Below are 18,572 nucleotides of genomic sequence, written 5' to 3' on the forward strand. Positions count from 1 at the left end.
AAACTTTTGACCACTTAGCTGTTGCTTTTTTAGGCAGTTGTACGAAGACCATCAGCCCCCTTATTTGTGGTATGGATTTATCCGTGAATGTTAATTATGAACTCAGAGTAACAATCTCCTTATTCATAGATACCCCGATAACTACCACTTACAAGACTATTCTAATGCGTAACCCCTGCCAACGCTTGTGGGCGTTGGATTAGCCTACCTCATTTTATTTCTCTAAATTTGTAAAAAGTTTAGACCAGCAGGTCAATAGTAACAGAGATAGATAGAGCATGAACCCAAAAAGGATTTTAGTGACCGGTGGAATGGGCTACATTGGTAGCCACACTACGGTGGAGCTTCAGGCCGTGGGGTATGAGGTGATCATTGTAGACAACCTCTCCAACTCCAATCGTGAGGTACTGAATGGTATCAAAGCGATTTCGGGTGTGGAGCCAACATTTTACCAAGTAGACTGCAACGACCAAGCAGCGATGCGAGAGATATATGATCGTCACCGCCCAGATGGGGTGATTCACTTTGCTGCTAGTAAAGCGGTGGGCGAATCGGTAGAGAAGCCCCTCCTTTACTATCGCAATAATATCCTCTCGCTCATCGTGCAGCTAGAGCTGATGAAGGAGTTTGGCACCAAAGGGATCGTCTTCTCCTCCTCCTGTACGGTCTACGGTCAGCCTAAGGAGTTGCCAGTAACTGAGGAGGCACCTATCCTACCCGCCACCTCGCCTTATGGCAATTCGAAGCAGATCAATGAGGAGATCATTCGTGATACCATCCACTCTGGAGTGGATTTTAGAGCCATCTTGCTACGCTACTTCAATCCGATCGGTGCTCACCCTTCGGCAGAGATCGGGGAGCTTCCACTTGGAGTCCCACAAAACCTCATTCCTTATTTAACGCAGACGGCAGCTGGCATTCGGAAGGAGCTGACGGTATTTGGGGACGACTACAATACACCCGATGGCTCTTGCATCCGCGATTATATCCATGTGGTGGACCTTGCGAAGGCACACGTGGTGGCAATTGATAGGCTACTAGAGGCTAAAGCAACTGAACCTCTGGAGGTATTCAACATCGGTACGGGGCGTGGAGCCAGTGTATTGGAACTGATCCATACCTTTGAAGAGGCAACCGGTGTAAAGGTGCCACATAAGATAGGGGCAAGACGAGAAGGGGACATAGAGCAGGTGTGGGCCGACCCAACTAAGGCGAATGAAGTACTTGGTTGGAGGGCACAGAGCACGCTCCAAGAGGCACTAAAGAGTGCATGGAAATGGCAACAAAAAATCACTAAGCCATAAAACTAGAAAACAAAGAAACAAAACTACATAACAACACAACTTACAACAAGCAATGAGACCAAATGAATTTGCCGTTTTCTCGGGAACTAAGAGCCTATACCTTACCGAGGAGATTTGCAAGAGCTTAGACTGCGAACTAGGGAAAATGCGTGTAGATCGTTTCGCCGATGGCGAATTTGCGGTCTACTATGAGGAGTCGATCCGCGGAAAGGACATTTTCTTAGTACAGTCTACACAACCCACCACTGACAATCTGATGGAGCTCCTCCTGATGATTGATGCTGCCAAGAGGGCAAGTGCACACTATATTACTGCGGTTATCCCCTACTTCGGTTGGGCACGCCAAGACCGTAAGGATAAGCCTAGAGTATCTATCGGTGCCAAGCTCATCGCCGATCTACTCCAGACGGCTGGTATCTCTCGATTGATTACGATGGACCTACATGCCGACCAGATCCAAGGCTTCTTTGATGTGCCAGTGGACCACCTTTATGCCTCCAACATCTTCGTTGACTATGTAAAGGAGTTGATTGAGAAGAATGAGATTTCTCACGAAAACCTGGTGATTGCTACTCCTGACGTAGGAGGTACTAAGCGTGCCAACACCTATGCCAAGACTCTCGGGGTACCTCTCGTGATCTGTCATAAACTCCGTCTACGTGCCAATGTGGTAGCTGAGATGCGCATAATTGGTGATGTAGAGGGCAAGGACGTGCTACTAGTAGACGATATTGTAGATACTGCTGGCACAATGACCAAGGCTGCTAACCTGATGATAGAGAATGGTGCTCGCTCGGTAAGGGCACTTGCTAGCCACCCAGTGATGAGCGACCCTGCCACCTCCAGAATAGAGGAGAGTGCACTGAAAGAGATGATTTTCACCAATTCGATCCCTTACACCAAGGGTGGAGAGAAGATCAATTGCCTGTCAGTGGCTCCCATGTTTGCCGAGGCGATTCGTCGTGTGGTAGAGCATGAATCTATCAGTGACCTTTACTCTATGTAATCAATAGTGGCTTCAAAAGAAGTTCATAAGAATAATGAAGAGAGACAGTGCTCCCAACGATCACAGGGAGAGCTGTCTCTCTTCCGATTAAAGCTACTTGAGTGGTTTAATGCTCATGGGCGTATCCTCCCCTGGCGTGGCATAGACGACCCATACAAGATATGGGTGTCGGAGATTATTTTACAACAGACGCAAGTGGCACAAGGGTGGGACTACTACCACCGATTTATTACTGCCTACCCCGATGTGCGATCTCTAGCCAAGGCGAAGGAGGAGGAGGTGCTACTCTTGTGGCAAGGATTGGGCTACTACTCTAGAGCCCTGAATATGCTCACTGCCGCCCGCCAGATAGTGGATGCATATGGAGGCGAGTTCCCAAGAGAGGAGCGAGAGGTGGCCTCACTTAAGGGGGTTGGTCCCTACACTACTGCAGCGATCATGAGTATCGCCTATAATGCACCTTTGGCAGTGGTGGATGGCAATGTATACCGCGTCCTTTCTCGTGTAGAGGCGTGTGAAACTCCAATTGATACCACTCCTGGACAAAAGTATTACCGTGCCCTTGCCCAAGAGTTTCTAGACCCTGAAAGAGCTGGGAAGTACAATCAAGCCATGATGGACCTAGGGGCTACTATCTGCACGCCCTACAACCCTGATTGTGCCCAATGCCCTGTAGCCAAGCTTTGTCACAGCAAAGAGAAGCCAGAGCTACTGCAACTACTCCCTATCAAGGCAAAGAAGACAGCAGTAGAAAACAGACACATTGACTACTTCCTACTCCTTGATGGCGATAAAATGTGGGTGGAGCGACGGGATAAGAAAACGATTTGGAAGGGGCTCTACCAATTCCCCATGCACGAGCAGAAGAAAGAGATTCTCACCGAGGAGCAACTTCATAAGCAGTATGGAGGAGAATGGAAACTGGTAGAAACGATAGATCTGCCAGACCATCGGCTCACACATCGGCTACTACATATCAAGGTACATACCTATCAATGGCAAGGGGAACTCCCCTCATCACTCCCTGCACCACTAGAGCAAATAGCAATTAGCGAGCATCATCTGTATGCTTTTCCAAAGCCATTACGAGCCTTTCTGAACAAGCACTTCAAGTGAAAACATTTGCATTGAATTTGCATTGGCGAGCAGAAAGTCTTATCTTTGGTCATTAGATAATAAGTAAACACCGATCAATAAATCAAGTAATCTATGTCGACAACAGATCTAAGCCATTACGACCCGAGCCAAGTACCTTCGGGAGAGAAGAAGAAAGTCACCATCATTGTCTCTGAGTGGAATAGTGACATCACCTTTGCCCTAAGAGATGGAGCAGTGAAGACCCTCCGTGAATTTGGTGTGCGAGAGGATGATATCGTGGTACGCTACGTACCTGGTAGTTTTGAGCTACTTTATGCCACCGCCAAGACGCTCCAATTTGGCAATTGTGATGCGATCATTGTACTCGGGAGCATCATCAGAGGCGAAACCCCTCACTTCGACTATATTTCGGAGAGCGTGATGGTGAACCTGGGCAATCTTAATACCCATACCAAGCAACTATCGGGCTCTACCTACGTACCTATTATCAATGGTGTGCTAACTACCAACGATAAGCAACAAGCCCTCGATCGTGCTGGTGGCAAGCTAGGCAATAAGGGGGTAGAGGCAGCTGTCACTGCCCTCAAGATGCTAAGATTCTAAAAACTACTGACCAAAAAGAGGGACCTTGACGAGGTCCCTCTTTTTTGTCAGTAGTTTGGGTAATTATAAGTTGAGAGTGTTGCATGCGTGGCACGCATACAACACTCTCTTTCATATTAACTTATAACCGTAAAAGGCTCTAGCTGTATTCTAATTTCTCCTTGGAAGTCAATAAGTCTATTTTCACGAGTGGAAATGGTAAAACCTCCATCCTGACAGTAGAATAGGAACTCTGCAAGAGTCATCTTGACTTGTAGCTTTCCTAAACCCTCATGACCAGAACCATAGGCACCTGAGTGATTGAGCTCGAGATCAATTGTTACCTCTTGATTAAGTCTTCGCTCCATTGAGTGAGAGCTTCCAAACATAGGGATTTTTATCTCGGTAACTTTAGTGAAATCAAGGCGGCCACTAGGCACTACAAATTCATCCATTCCCTTCTCAAGATTGAGATAGGAACTCTGAGGAATATTAAAGAACTGTTGGCGTCCCCTTCCTGGAACAGAGATGTATCCCTTTCCATAGACACGAACTTTACCAATACCCTTAAACCCTGCTGTAGCACGGATACCTGAAGCATTCATCTTCACACGTAATTCCTTACACTTAGGAATGAATATACTCTCCTTGGTATTGGCTGTGCCAGTGTAGTGGACCTGAGCAGGAGCATTGTTGTCCACGAAGTTGAGCCCTATAGCAATTGGCTCAGCAGCAGTAAGTGGAAATTGATTGGCTAGTGATTGCTTAAAGGCTTCCCACCCTTGTGCTATCAGCACACCATGATCAAAACTAGTACCGCCTACCATAGAGGCATTGACAATGGCTTCGTCACGGATCTTCTTGTAATAACTCTCGGAGAAGGCACTCCACATAGATCCTTCAGTAGCTCCCTTACCACTTAGATTAAAAGCAGCTTTGACCTCATCGCTAGAGTAGTTGCTAGAAATCATAATATAGTAGGCTCTTCCATACTCGATATTACTGATGTAGAGCGGACGACTACGATCTTTCAAATAGGCTTGTAAGTCGTAATCCATCACGAGACAACCATTGGGTCGGTCCATAGCAACGCTATAAGCCGATTGAATAAACTTCACCAATATATTGGTACGCCTCTTAATACGTGCAATTTCTAGCTTGAAGCCAATATTCTGTAGATATTCAGAGAGCCCATCAATATTAAAGCCACTATTGGTACCACTCTCTTCTGAGATCTTGATATCTCTAATCTCTGTGCTGGTACGTGCTGCAGAAGGCTTAAAATCATTGCTCATCCAGCCATTAACCACATCGCGGTACTGACTAAGCTTTGGCATAATGATCTGTGAGTGAATGGGATTACCTGTAGAGACAAGGGCTGTAGAGATAGTAATAGGCTGAGTAATGACCCCTGCTAGAGGGACAAAACTACCATCGGATACCGAACGGCCTTGCAACACATTACCCAAAAAGATTTGATCGCTCTTACGATCAAATACGAACTGCTCAGAATAGAGGAAGTCATCTCGATTGGCATTGCGCGTTCTAGAGATGGTCACCCCCTCTCTATTGGACTGCAATAGCATTTGACGGAATGCCGCGCCATTATTATCAAATGTAACAGGTGGTACTCCTACTGCATAATCGTGGAAAAGATTCATATCACTTCCACTATTATAATTGAAGTAGGTACGCTGACCGCTCTTGATCTCTTCAATTCCAGGAGCAGCTCTTAGACCCTTAAGCCCAGCTGGTACAGGGATTGGATTGACAGGAATTTCCGGCTCAACACCAGGTGTATTGTCATTATTATTATCACCATTTTCCCCTGGAGTGTTGCCTGGGTTATTCTCTGGGTTGTTCTGCCCTTCACCATCCTTTGGCTCCTCTTTTTTATTGACCTCCTCCTTCTTCTCGTCAGGAGTTACAATAATATTTTGAGTACAGCCAATTGACGAAGCTATAAGGGCACCTGTTAGCATCAATGCTAATATATTATTCTTTTTCATACTTTTCCAGTTATTATTGTTGGAAAAAAGATTGTGCTCATTGATAAGTTGGATTACTGATAATTACCAGTAACCACAGGATCTAGCCTAATATCAAGGGCTACGCTATAATTGATGCCAGCCCCAAGTCCCTTGGTCTCTACCTGTAATACCCCATCCTGGCAGTCGAAGATAAAGTCGCGAAGAGGCTTCTTGATATTGAGCTCTATTAGCTCCTTGCCATCAATAAGGCCATTCATACCAGCAAAGTTGAGCTTCACATGGATCTCAACAGGTTCATCGTAATAACCTGCCTTATCTTTATTGGCAAAGCTAGAAAGTAGGACATGGGCACTTTCCTTATTGGTACTATTGCGTACATCTCTAAAGCTATCACCCGTCTCAATGATAAGAGGATTTTTCTTGGTGTTGTTGAGCAAAGTAATAGTTTTATAGCCAACAGCAGTAGGAATCTTGATGCTCACTTCTCCAGCCACATTGGCCTTCTTGAACTTGGCGTAAGTAGCTTTGATACCGGTAAGCTGCGCTCCGAATTCAAGTGTATTTTGCTTGTTTGGAATAAAGATAGCCTCTTGTAGTGGCATCTCAGTAGCCTTCATCACACGAGCACGAGAATTATCATCTACGAATCTAAGATTAATAGCAATCGGAGCTGCATTACGGATATTGATAGGCTGTGCAAGGATGTTCTTAAGTCCTGTACCAGATGTCATCAATGCTGTATGATCTTGCTGGCTTCCACCAATTACCACATATTGCACCTGTGAATCGTCCATAACATGGCTATAGTTGAAGCTACCACCACCTCCTTGGCTCATACCAAAGATCATCTTTTGCATTGCCTCAACACTAGCACGTAGGTCCACAGCAAGAGCATCACTAGAGAAGAGCGCATAGCAAATACGTCCGTAGTGGATATCACTCACATAGACTGGCTTATAACCATTAAGCCCCTCAGTATTTATATTGTGAAGGAGACCATACTGTGGTAAATCCATGGACACGGTAAATAGATTCTGAACAAAGCGTACTAAGAGGTGGCTCTTATACTTTGAAACATTAGCATCAAGTTCGAACCCTAGATCCATCAAGGTCTTTTGATTATACTTGGCAGAGATACCCCCTTCGTGGCTGATATCAACCTCCTGAATATCAAGAGTGGTCTTCACAGCCGACTCCTCTGGGAAACCCTGGAACACATCAATCAAAGCGTCTCTATAAGTAGAGGTAGAAGGTACCTCGATCACCTTTGACTTGAGAGATGTAGCATCAGTCCCTTGAGTAGCAAGCCAGTTACCAGAGATCGTTATAGGATTCACAGCGTATTGTGCCACAGTAGCAAAAGCACCGTTGGTGATCTGGTCACTCTTTAGTACCATACCTGGGTAGACACTCTCCAGGTACTGAGCTAGCACCAATGGCTCACTATAGGTAGCTTTTTCGTAGCGCTTCTTATTACGATATAGCTTTACGCCATCTAGCAGTTTATCACCTTCGTACCCGCTACCAGGCTCATTACCGATATTAGGGTCGGTAAGCACTCCATTATTATTGTAGATTTTGCCATCACCGGGCAGAGACTTTGTCTCCACCACTTTTTTGCCTTGGGTATCATCACCTGCAAACATACCATTAGGAACGGCATAAGTTCGTAGTGTGTTGATTATAGCATCACCCGTAAGGAGGTTAGGGTTGTTGGGGTTATCAGGATTCTCTCCAGGATTATTAGGAGTCTCATCCTCAACTTTCTTCTCGTCGATCTTCTTCTCGACCTCCTTCTCAATCTCCTTTGTAACTTGAGTAGGAAGATTGGTACATTGCACTAAGCCCAAAGAGAGCGTTGCAGCCAATAGGGTCCATTTGAATGTTTTCATCTTTTTCAACATCTATCTATCAGTTAATATGAATATTGTTAGTATTGCTCTGGTATTAGTATCCAAATTAATATCGTTGCATTTATTTCATGATGCAAATATTATAATTATTAATAACATAGCCAAGAAAAAGGCAGTAAAAATCAACTTTTGGCAACAAATAGGTCGGCAAAAGTCTGTTCTATTTAACTTTATACATAATATTAATACATTTAACCTACATATCGTGCTTAAAGCAAATCTTAAGGCAACATATAATGGAACATAAATCACAAAACTAGAGAGCGTTCCACGTACGTTGTCATTTTGAGTAAGGATCTCTACCGAAGTACTAACTCTAAATGGTGTCCTTCGTTTCGTCAACAAACCCTTCTTGTATCAACCTCATATTCCGTATGCGTGCGGAATGGATTCCGCAGGGCTACGGAATACGTTCCGCACGCATACGGAATGCATTCCGCACCCTATGCGGAATATGAGGTCGGTATATTATCGCATTCCTGAAAGGGTAGACACTATGTCTCCTCTATTCCTGAAAGAGTAGACAAATTGGGAATGATGTATGAAGGGGCTATCTCGAACTTTTGGTCGAATGTGCTGAGACTTTGCACTAAGGCGATCAGCTTCGTTGCTTTCGTGAAACAGTCCCAACAAAAAAGGCGAAGCATAAGCCTCGCCTAACTTGTCTGGAAATATATATCTAGATTTAATTATCGTTCACCAAAGTAGAGTGGATAGAAGTACTCTGGACGGTGGAAATCCGGTTTATCAGCCTTTACAGGCATCCAAGAGACGAAGTGTGGAGCTGCCGTCTTATCGCCACACTTGTAGAGATTAGCCAAAAGATGATTGGGAAATGGCTCTCTATTAATATCCAATCCCAGAATCTCGAATGGGATAAATACCGAAACCCAAAAAGTATGCACCCCCTGTGGACGGTCAAATATTAAGCCCATTCGCTCACTCGTTACTCGCTTGATAGAGCTATACTCTGCACTTGAAAGAGAGGAGCTGACGTACCGACTAGCTCTATGAGCCGCATCACAAGTACCGATACAATTGAATTCAAAGTTATAATACCGCTTCTCGCCCGGCACCTGTAAGAATATCTCTACACAGCTATCCTCGTGCACTCTATTGCCATCCTCAGCGTAGCTAGCCTTAAGACCTATCCCTTTGCTCCAAAAGCGACAGTAAATACCCTTAGTAGAATAGGCTAAATCTGCTATTGTCACTGGTTTATAAGGATATTCATCAGGCCAATTGGCTGTCATAATGGGCAGACGCAATGCTTTGGTCTCCATCACCATTTCTTGAGATGAAAGATCCAATGCATCCAATACGGGCAGAAAAGGTATGACATACTTAAATGAATCCATGGCAATATAAATATTATTTGACTATCTAAGATTTGCTCCAAATATACTTAAATATCCGACATCTCCACTATTTTATTCTAAAAAATAACTAACTACGGGATATAGGCGCCTAGCTGCGTGTAATATATCACATTTGAAGAGCCTTGTGGACAATCATAGAATACCCTTCCCCAAAGATTTCCTCTCTTGGAGAAGGGTATTGTATCATTATTAAAATAGAGGGGTGAGATCAGTACTCCTCTTCATTGAAAAAGAAATCCTCCTTACTTGGATAGTCAGGCCAAATCTCCTCAATATTATCGTAAATCATCTCATCATCCTCTATCTCTTGAAGATTTTCAATCACCTCCATAGGAGCACACGTACGCTGTGCGTAGTCGATCAATTCATCTTTAGTCGCCGGCCATGGGGCATCGTCGAGCTTAGAGGCTAGTTCAAGTGTCCAATACATAGTTGATACTCTAAAATCATTAATATTAAAGCATTTTGCAATTGCGAGTGTAAAGATAACACTTTTCTCCACAATTACAAATAGTACGACCGCCAAGAAGTAATCTCCCAAGGAATTGTTATCTTTGTCTATTACCAAAACATGAATAGGATATAGAGATATATGGGTATAGGGAACTTTTACAAACAACCGAAGCCAAGTAAATTTAGATACGTCTACCGCTACTACGACCCCAAGAAAGAGGAGGATGAGAAGCGCCGCCGTCGCATACGAAGAGAGCTCGGCCTCACCGACGAAGTGAATGCCGAGGATATTAAAGAGGAGCTCAAAGGCTCCTTTCGCCGGCAGTCAGAGGTACTCCAAAAGTACGGCAAGGAGGGGGTGCGTAAGAAGTCCTTTGCCGAGGCCAATCGCACACCTATCATACTCCTGATTTTAGGAGCGGTATTACTCTTGTCATTACTCCGCAATTCCGACTCAGGATTGATGCGATACATTTTACAAGGATTTCAACAAATAGGTAGCTTACTAGGCATCAATGGATAGTCTCATCAAACTTTTACCCGATAATATCGCCAATCAAATCGCTGCTGGCGAGGTGATTCAGCGCCCAGCCTCAGTCATCAAAGAGCTGGTGGAGAATGCGGTTGACGCTGGTGCCACTGAGATACAAATTGAAATTAAAGAGGCAGGCCGGACACTCATCCAAGTCATAGATAATGGCAAAGGGATGGCACCGATAGATGCACGAATGGCCTTTGAGCGACATGCCACGAGCAAAATACGCAAAGCCGACGACCTCTTTGCCCTCACCACGATGGGCTTTAGAGGTGAAGCTCTTCCCTCAATTGCAGCGGTATCGCATGTGGTACTACAAACCCGCACCGAAGACTCTGAGCAAGGGATACGGATAGAGCTAGAGGGCTCTAAAGTGGTGAGTAGCGAGCCGGTAGTCTGCTCTGTAGGTGCCAACTTTGCCATAAAGCACCTATTCTTTAATGTACCAGCCCGCCGAAAGTTTCTTAAAACTGACGAAACGGAGTTCCGACACATCATCAATGAGGTGCAGAATATTGCAGCAGTGAGGCCGCGCATTGCCTTTACTCTTCGGCACAATGAGACGATTACCTTACGCCTCGACCCTACTTCTCCAAAGCAACGGATCATTGATATCTTTGGCAAAAGGCTACAGGATAATTTGCTCACCATTGACATGGAGACGCCACTCGTGCAGATTCGTGGTTTTGTTACAAAGAATACTGCGGGGCGTAAAAGAGGGGCACAGCAATACTTCTTTGTCAATGAGCGATACATGAAGCACCCCTACTTCCATCGGATGGTGCTCAATGCGTATGGAGGCCTAATGCCCGAGGGAGAGAGCCCCGAGTACTTCATTTTCCTCACGGTAGATCCCGCCTCCATTGATGTCAATATTTCCCCGACCAAGACAGAGATCAAGTTTGAGGCAGAGACAGATATCGCCTCCATCCTCTACTCCTCCATCCGAGAAGTACTGATGATGGGCGCAGCAGTACCTTCACTAGACTTCGACACACATAATCCTCTGGATATTCCTGTAGCAAAACAACGGAATGATAGCGACTTCTTCCCCGAGCCCCCTACCATCTCACCCGAGGTAGAGGTGTCGAGCAAGATGAATAGCAGAGGCGATACGGCACAAAATATACAGCTCCTAGAAAGCGACTTCAAGATGCCAGACCTATCGGATTGGGATAAGTTTTATGAAGAGTTTGAGTCCCAACGATTGCACACCAAGTCACAAGCACCCCATCAAAACCCGCTGATCACGGCACCTACCGAGGAGAGTACCACCTCCATTGAGGTGCCTAGACCAATGATCTATGGCAAGTATGCGCTATTTAGTCACCCTATGGGCTTAGCCATTGCCGACCTCTCACGGGTGCGCTACAAGATATATTATGAGCAGGTCAAGAGAGGCTACAAAGCCGGCGGAGCTACGTCACAGCGACTGCTATTCCCATCACTGATAGAACTAAGTGCCAAGGAGACCGACCTCCTCAAAAAACATCAAGAGCTTCTCGCACGCATTGGCTTTGACATCTCCGATATGGGGCAAAATGCCTTTACTATCAACGCGATCCCCGATGGTATCTCGGCTGGAAGTGAAGAGCTACTACTCATACAGTTACTCACAGAGTGTAGCGGTGGCAGTAAAGGACAAGAGGAAAACATCCTCGAGGCACTACTCAGACAGCTCATTCACTTTAGGGTAGAGCAAAGCCCCTCCAAGTTTACTCCCGAAGAGGCTCAAGAGCTAATCACACAACTTATGGAGCTGCCCGAGCACCTCGTCACTCCCGAAGGAAAAACCATCATCTCCATCCTCACCCACAAGGAACTAGACCAGCGCTTCTAAGTCAGCTAATAAATAGAGTACGCCTCGGAATCGGTAAGCGATTCCGAGGCGTACTCTATTTAATGACAATCATTTCTTCTTTTGTTGCTCACGGAGCATCTGCTCCTGTTGCTTCTGCATCTCCTCTAGGCGAGCCATCCACTTGGACTTCTTCTTAGGCTTCTTCTTATTAGCCTCTAGCTCAGCCAGTAGCTTCTCATCATTAGTGGTCCACTTAAATATCTGTGTCTGCAGTATCGAAATCAGCATCGATAGTAGCAGGTAGTAACTAAGTGCCGCCGCATTTTCATTGAGGAAGAAAAAGAGCATAATACCCATAATCCACGGCATCAACTTCATTCCTGGCATACTCTGACCCGAAGCACGCTGCGTCATATTCATATAGAATATCTGCACCACCGTCATGATCAAGCAGAATAAGCTCAAGTGGTCCCCAATCAAAGGCACATTAAAGCCCCAGCTCAGCACATCATCGTAGGTCGAGAGGTCATTAGCCCAAAGGAAGCTCTGCCCCCTCAAGTTGATACTCGTAGGGAAGTACTGGTACATCGCCATCAAGATAGGCATCTGTAGAAGCATCGGCAAGCAACCGCCCATACTGCTCACCCCCACCTTTCGGTAGAGTGCCATCGTCTCCTGCTGTCGCTTCATCATATTCTCCTCACCAGGGTACTTCTCATTGATCGCATCCACCTGCGGACGTAGCACCCTCATCTTGGCTTGCGATTGGTAGCTCTTGTAGGTAAAGGGAAGCACCAATAGCTTAATAAAGATAGTGAGTAATAAGATGATAAGACCATAGCTACTGATAAACTTCTCTAGGAAGTTAAAGACCGGCTGAATAATCCAGATATTGATGAATCTAAACCATCCACCCATCTCCACCACCTTAGAGAGGTGCGTCTCACCACCCAACGTCTCATCCAGCTCCTTCAGCAGGTTGTAGTCATTAGGTCCCACATAGATCTTCATCGAAATACCCTCATTTCCTACTGGGATCACATACTTCGCCTCCATCTGCTTTAGGATACCACTGCCTCCCTTCGCATCCTTTACATCGCTAATGAGCTCCACCGACTCCAGACCATTCGGACTGTAGAAGATCGTAGAGAAAAACATATCTCTAAAGGCAACCCACTTAGCACGCCCACTGATATTTTCTTCCACACTCTTAGAGGTGCTCAGCTTCTCCACGCTGCCCGATGCGGTCTCGTACGAGATACCAGAGTACCGCTGCTCCGTCTTTGCTGCCTTTTCATTTTGATAAATAGGCATATTCATCATCGCATCAAGGTATGGGGCATTCGGAGCCACCACTTGGTCAAAACCGTTACTCTCAATCTGCACATCAAGGAGGTAGTTAGGCTCCAGGGTATAAAGAAAGCTAAGGCTCGCCCCACCCTCACTATGAAGCGTCATGCGCAATCGGTTCGGTCCAATCTGCTCAGGCTCAAAATAGAGATCCTTCGTGCTCACCACCCGATTGGTACGGGTAATAAAACTAAAACCAAACGACGCCTCCTCGGGACGAATCAACCGAATTGGCTGCTTCTGAAAATCGGTGTAGGTTTTCAGCTCACTACCCACCAAAAAACCGCCCTTGGTGCTAAAATGGTAGGCGACACTATCATTCTCCAGCACAAAAGTCTGCTCCTCACCAGAAGTAGCAGTAGCTAGCTCACCGTAGTTCATCTTCGCCTTGGCGAGTAAGAGAGAATCCTTCTCCTCTTCCGTAAGCCCCGCCACCTCCAGCGCATCACTCTCCACAGGCTTAGCAATCAGTGCCTCCGCCGCCTCCATCTCCGCCTGATGCACGGCAGCAATGGAGTCATTGTATCTACGCTGTGCCTCTATCTCCGCCTGTGATGGCCTCCCCAAATAGGAGAAAACCACCAAGACCAATCCCATCAGCACAATCGCTGCAATCGTATTTTTATCCATCAATAAAACTTATTTGCTTCTATTCTCGGCATGCTTGATCGCAGCCCTCATAAACGACATAAATAGTGGGTGAGGATTGAGCAGCGTACTCGAGTACTCAGGGTGAAATTGCACCCCTATAAACCAGTCCAGGTCGGGACGCTCCACCACCTCTACCAGTCCAGTGTCGCTATTCTTGCCCGATAGCACATAGCCAGCCTGCTCAAATGCCTCCTCATACTTATTATTGAATTCATAGCGGTGCCTATGGCGCTCACTGATCTCCTGCTTGCCATACGCCTCAGCCACCTTGCTCCCCTTCTTCAGATGGCACTCATACGCCCCGAGGCGCATCGTACCCCCAAGGTTCACCACCGACTTCTGCTCATCCATCAGGTCAATCACAGGGTTGGCAGTATTGGGCTCCATCTCCGCCGAATTGGCATCCTCCAATCCTAGCACATTCCGAGCCCCCTCCACCATCATCATCTGCATCCCTAGGCAGATGCCAAAGGTAGGCATATTGTGCTCCCTACAATAGCGGATCGCCACCAGCTTCCCCTCCGTACCTCTCGCCCCAAAGCCAGGGGCAATGATCACCCCATCCACCTTGGAGAGCTGCTCCGCCACAGTCGCCTCCGTGAGCGTTTCCGACTGCACATGCACTAGGTTCAGCTTCCGACCATTGTAGATTGCCGATTGCTGTAGCGATTCATCGATCGATTTATAGGCGTCCTGTAGCTCCACATACTTACCCACTAGCGCAATATTAATGTGCTCCTTGGCTTTATTCATCAGGTCAATAAAGGCACGCCACTCCTTCATCTCGGGCTTAGGGCCTACCTCCATGCCAAACTTCCGAAGCAATACCTCATCAGCACCCTGCTCCTGCATCACCAGAGGCACCTCGTAGATCGAAGGCACATCATAGCTCTGTACCACCGCACGCTTAGGCACATTGCAGAAGAGCGCCACCTTATTCAGAATGCCCTCATCTAGCTTCATCTCCGTCCGGAGCACCAGCATATCGGGCTGAATTCCCTCCTCCTGTAGCTGTTTTACCGAGTGCTGTGTCGGTTTGGTCTTTACCTCACCTGCCGCCTTGATATAGGGCACATAGGTGAGGTGCACCACCATACACCTGTCCTCCAGCTCCCACTTCAGCTGCCGCACACTCTCTAGGAAAGGCAAGCTCTCGATATCCCCCACCGTACCCCCTATCTCGGTGATCACAAAGTCGTACTTACCGGTGAGGCCCAGCCGCTTCACATTGCGCTTAATCTCATCGGTGATATGAGGGACCACCTGCACCGTCTTACCGAGGAAGTCACCCCGCCGCTCCCGCTGAATCACATTCTGATAGATTCTACCCGAGGTCACATTATTATCCCGAGAGGTACGAATGTCTAGGAAGCGCTCATAATGCCCAAGGTCGAGGTCGGCCTCATGACCATCCTCTGCCACATAGCACTCGCCATGCTCGTAGGGGTTGAGGGTGCCAGGGTCTACATTAATATAGGGGTCAAACTTCTGGATCGTTACGCTATAGCCACGGCTCTGAAGGAGCTTCCCAAGCGAAGCCGCCACAATACCCTTCCCAAGCGAAGAGACCACACCACCTGTCACAAATATATACCTCGCATCACGCTTCATCATCACTCTCGAGACCTCCTATCTCTCTATTACTTTTGGTAAAAACAAAAAAAGGAAGCAGGAGCCAACAACCCCCTACTCCATTCAATCGCAAAGGTAATGAAAAATACCGAACCCCTCAAAGATAACATCACCATCATGGCGCTAAATACCCCCGAGACTTATCTACAACTTTAACCCCTTGAGGCGTGTAGTATTTCCACAAGCCCACCTCCTCTCCATCAGCTTCTACATCATCTCCATATATCCACCATCCTTCCGATTCAACTTTGCCATTAATATCATAATTGACCATATAACACTGCGATGTGGATTTCGGCTCATAGAATCCAATTTTTCGTGCCTCTTTCAAAAAGTGAGTGTTCTTTGAGATTTTGGTTTGGGAAGTAGACACCATACCATTAGCATAAAACAATAGCCATTGATTCGCCTGCCTATCATTATGGTAATATCCTGAAGCTTCAAGATAATATTTATCTTGTCCCACCTTTCTGTATACTTGAGCAAAGCCGTTTTTAACTCCACCAGCATAGAGACATAGTGTAACAATATCATCAGAAACTTCACACCAATACCCATCTTTTTTACCCAAAGAGTCCGTTTGATTAATATACTTCAAGTTGATACTCAAGGGAACCATAGGCAAGCTTACTGTTTGCCCCCAAATATTGGAGCAAACGATAAGTGAAAATAGTAATATAAATAGCCTCATACGCAATTATTTAGGTCTATATATTGAAGACATAAGGATAGTCAAAGGTACGATAATTTTTCTGGATAGCTTGCAGTTACAATGAAAGCAGGCTGACTACTAATGCTTCTGTGAGTACAACTAAAATCTTGGTTACGACACGAGTTGCTCTGAAGTATCTAATCCCACATAAAGATGATAAACGCAAAAGGATAAACTCCAATAAAAAGCACACCACCAACCCGATTAAAAAGGTCATCGCAATTCTCATGACTAAAAAGGATGGCTCTCTCATCGCCATCAGCCAATCCTCTTTTGTGCCAAGCCAAAAGTTAAACACCCGAATCATTAAGAGAAAAGTCGCAATAAAAGAAAGGATTGAAGGAAGCCTATTGGATGCTTTATTTTGCTTTTCCATATCTACTTTAACTGCATAGCTAACTCCCTATTTCGAGTACACTTCCTCAAAGTTATACCCCTTTGGGGCTCGCCCTAGTTTAAAGAGGTCATATTGAAGCTGATAAGGGAAGCTCCCCCTCATATACTTTTTATTGAATAAGCATTGTGTATCCACGCTGCTATCCAATATTACTCCTCCTTTGAGGTATAATTCAATACTTTCCCCATCAAGCATATGCCTAAAACACTCAACATCTTTATCAAGAGATCTATCAAAATAATCTACACTATCAGAGTGGAGAGTAAAATTTTCAGCTGGTATTAATGGATACTTTTTGGCATGATATGGCTTAATCATATATGCCTGTATTGAGTTTCCATGATGGAACCAGAGCAGGTTGTAATTATTAAATGCTACCGAATAGACATAGATTGAATCGTTACTCAAAAGAAGCTGATCGACCAATCTACTAGTCCTCTTTTGTAAACATAATTGAGGACTGCAACTCAAACACAACAAAGCCATCAAGATGGCAACCACCACTCCTATATAACTACTATTCATTTGATTCAAATTCCTATAATTCAAAGGGAACTACTCTTTGAAATTCTTGAAAAATATCAATATGCTCCGGAGCCTCTGCTCCTACAATTTCCCCATCATAATTGATGAAGTAACTTATCTTGTAATCCAACGACAAATCACTATCCGACTCCACCTCCTCATTCCTACTCTTATAGGAGTATTTAGTCTCCAACACCTTTATCTTTTCAGCTCCAAACTCATATATTATTGTTGCCTGTCCTGTTTCCCCATAAACAGTTGTAATGCTCCTTGATATTTTCCCGTTTACATAAGTTACTTTAGCCTCTGCACCTTCACTACTTATCCCTTCGATATTATATGTAATTGTCGTTTCATTGGTTGCTCTATTCACCTGGAAGACAGGTATAATATCTTCAGGTTGAATCTGAATAAAGTCATATTCTGGAGGATTTCTTGAAATTAAACTCAATGAACTATCCAATCTATAGATTTCCTGTATAATATCTTCTCCCGGATAATCTTCTATCTTAGGGATCTTACGATAGACTTCAATCGAATCCCCTTTTAGCTTGTAAAAAATTGTAGGCAGATCACAGCAAACTGTGCTGTATACATGGATCTTGTATGCTATTCGATTTTCAGATGGGATGTAAGAAGCTATATAGTAATCTCGTGAGTAACCATCTGTTATTGCATACATTAATAGCCAATAGCTACTCGCTTCGACTTTGCAAACAGGATAATATCGTAACCTATATCTACTGTTCGGATTAAAGTAATCATTTCTAGTATTGCACAAGTAATCCAAAACAATATTTTCAGGAATTGACGATCCCAGTGGCTGACCAGAACAAATTACAGAGTCAGGTAATACTTCCTTCTTATCCCAATAGTCAAGTATTTTATCTTGACCAAACACTAGTGTTGCGCTCGAAACAAGCACAAGCACTAATAAACAGATCACTCTCTCTTTCATTCTCTTTTTCCCGTCTAATTTCAGTGTGGATTCAAATTACTAGTGCAATTTACTTATATTTTTCCAGTTATATAGTTATTGTTTTTTACACTGGTGTTTTTTTAGGGCCTTGGATTAATATTCTGCACATAATTTAGAGCTTGTTTATTGGTTGCATCATTAAAAATCTCCACTAGATATGGGCCATTTTCCGAACTTTTATAACCAACTGATATCCAACACTCTATATTATCGTCTGCCGAGATGCAACAAAGCAATCGGTTAGTTGCATCTCAGCAAATGCTT

15 protein-coding genes are annotated in these 18,572 nt (G+C 45.0%); 6 read left to right on the plus strand and 9 right to left on the minus strand.

Going from position 1 to position 18,572, the window contains the following annotated elements:
• Window positions 1-278 precede the first annotated feature (278 nt).
• From galE to ribH, 4 genes are all read left to right on the plus strand, one after another.
• Window positions 279-1,304, plus strand: a complete 1,026-nt coding sequence (gene galE, locus HMPREF3027_RS07665; RefSeq protein WP_070707898.1) for a UDP-glucose 4-epimerase GalE — start codon at window positions 279-281, stop codon at window positions 1,302-1,304.
• Between the two features lie 52 nt (window positions 1,305-1,356).
• The gene (locus HMPREF3027_RS07670) at window positions 1,357-2,310 is read left to right on the plus strand and encodes a ribose-phosphate pyrophosphokinase (protein ID WP_021903820.1); all 954 of its coding nucleotides are present in this window, start codon (window positions 1,357-1,359) and stop codon (window positions 2,308-2,310) included.
• A 6-nt stretch (window positions 2,311-2,316) separates the two neighbouring features.
• Entirely contained in the window at window positions 2,317-3,426 is a 1,110-nt protein-coding gene (gene mutY / locus HMPREF3027_RS07675; protein ID WP_083317556.1) for an A/G-specific adenine glycosylase, read from the plus strand.
• 93 nt (window positions 3,427-3,519) lie between these two features.
• Window positions 3,520-4,011, plus strand: a complete 492-nt coding sequence (gene ribH, locus HMPREF3027_RS07680; RefSeq protein WP_018027550.1) for a 6,7-dimethyl-8-ribityllumazine synthase — start codon at window positions 3,520-3,522, stop codon at window positions 4,009-4,011.
• Window positions 4,012-4,127: 116 nt separating this feature from the next.
• On the opposite strand, the gene HMPREF3027_RS07685 is transcribed toward ribH, so the two are convergent.
• The 4 genes from HMPREF3027_RS07685 to HMPREF3027_RS07705 all read right to left on the minus strand — a co-directional run bounded on the left by HMPREF3027_RS07685 (window position 4,128) and on the right by HMPREF3027_RS07705 (window position 9,703).
• Window positions 4,128-5,999: a thiol-activated cytolysin family protein gene (locus HMPREF3027_RS07685; protein WP_070707899.1), complete on the minus strand. Its 1,872-nt coding sequence runs from the start codon at window positions 5,997-5,999 to the stop codon at window positions 4,128-4,130.
• Between the two features lie 53 nt (window positions 6,000-6,052).
• Entirely contained in the window at window positions 6,053-7,873 is a 1,821-nt protein-coding gene (locus HMPREF3027_RS07690; RefSeq protein WP_168165886.1) for a thiol-activated cytolysin family protein, read from the minus strand.
• 710 nt (window positions 7,874-8,583) lie between these two features.
• Complete coding sequence (locus HMPREF3027_RS07700; RefSeq protein ID WP_021903826.1) at window positions 8,584-9,252, minus strand: carbohydrate-binding family 9-like protein; 669 nt, start codon at window positions 9,250-9,252, stop codon at window positions 8,584-8,586.
• A 229-nt stretch (window positions 9,253-9,481) separates the two neighbouring features.
• Entirely contained in the window at window positions 9,482-9,703 is a 222-nt protein-coding gene (locus HMPREF3027_RS07705) for a DUF2795 domain-containing protein (RefSeq protein ID WP_018027555.1), read from the minus strand.
• Window positions 9,704-9,865: 162 nt separating this feature from the next.
• Here HMPREF3027_RS07705 and HMPREF3027_RS07710 point away from each other — a divergent pair, with 162 nt between their 5' ends.
• Window positions 9,866-10,249: a hypothetical protein gene (locus tag HMPREF3027_RS07710; RefSeq protein WP_018027556.1), complete on the plus strand. Its 384-nt coding sequence runs from the start codon at window positions 9,866-9,868 to the stop codon at window positions 10,247-10,249.
• Window positions 10,242-12,101 (plus strand): DNA mismatch repair endonuclease MutL, encoded by a 1,860-nt coding sequence (gene mutL, locus HMPREF3027_RS07715; protein WP_070707902.1) that lies wholly within the window; start codon window positions 10,242-10,244, stop codon window positions 12,099-12,101. Before HMPREF3027_RS07710 ends, mutL begins: the two co-directional genes overlap by 8 nt.
• A gap of 69 nt (window positions 12,102-12,170) precedes the next feature.
• Here the strand turns inward: mutL and yidC are convergent, their stop codons facing one another.
• The 5 genes from yidC to HMPREF3027_RS07745 form a co-directional block, all read right to left on the minus strand.
• On the minus strand, window positions 12,171-14,042 hold the full coding sequence (yidC, locus tag HMPREF3027_RS07720) for a membrane protein insertase YidC (protein ID WP_070707903.1): 1,872 nt from the start codon (window positions 14,040-14,042) through the stop codon (window positions 12,171-12,173).
• Window positions 14,043-14,051: 9 nt separating this feature from the next.
• Window positions 14,052-15,677 carry a CTP synthase gene (locus tag HMPREF3027_RS07725; protein WP_083317558.1) on the minus strand — a complete coding sequence of 542 codons (1,626 nt, stop codon included), beginning with the start codon at window positions 15,675-15,677 and terminating at the stop codon, window positions 14,052-14,054.
• A 133-nt stretch (window positions 15,678-15,810) separates the two neighbouring features.
• On the minus strand, window positions 15,811-16,386 hold the full coding sequence (locus tag HMPREF3027_RS07730) for a hypothetical protein (RefSeq protein ID WP_246830562.1): 576 nt from the start codon (window positions 16,384-16,386) through the stop codon (window positions 15,811-15,813).
• 76 nt (window positions 16,387-16,462) lie between these two features.
• Window positions 16,463-16,783, minus strand: a complete 321-nt coding sequence (locus tag HMPREF3027_RS07735) for a hypothetical protein (RefSeq protein WP_070707904.1) — start codon at window positions 16,781-16,783, stop codon at window positions 16,463-16,465.
• Between the two features lie 559 nt (window positions 16,784-17,342).
• Entirely contained in the window at window positions 17,343-18,287 is a 945-nt protein-coding gene (locus HMPREF3027_RS07745; RefSeq protein ID WP_141756263.1) for a hypothetical protein, read from the minus strand.
• Between the last annotated feature and the right edge of the window lie 285 nt (window positions 18,288-18,572).

Origin of the sequence: Porphyromonas sp. HMSC077F02 (genome assembly GCF_001815465.1) — a bacterium.
GTDB classification, from domain to species: Bacteria; Bacteroidota; Bacteroidia; order Bacteroidales; family Porphyromonadaceae; genus Porphyromonas_A; species Porphyromonas_A somerae.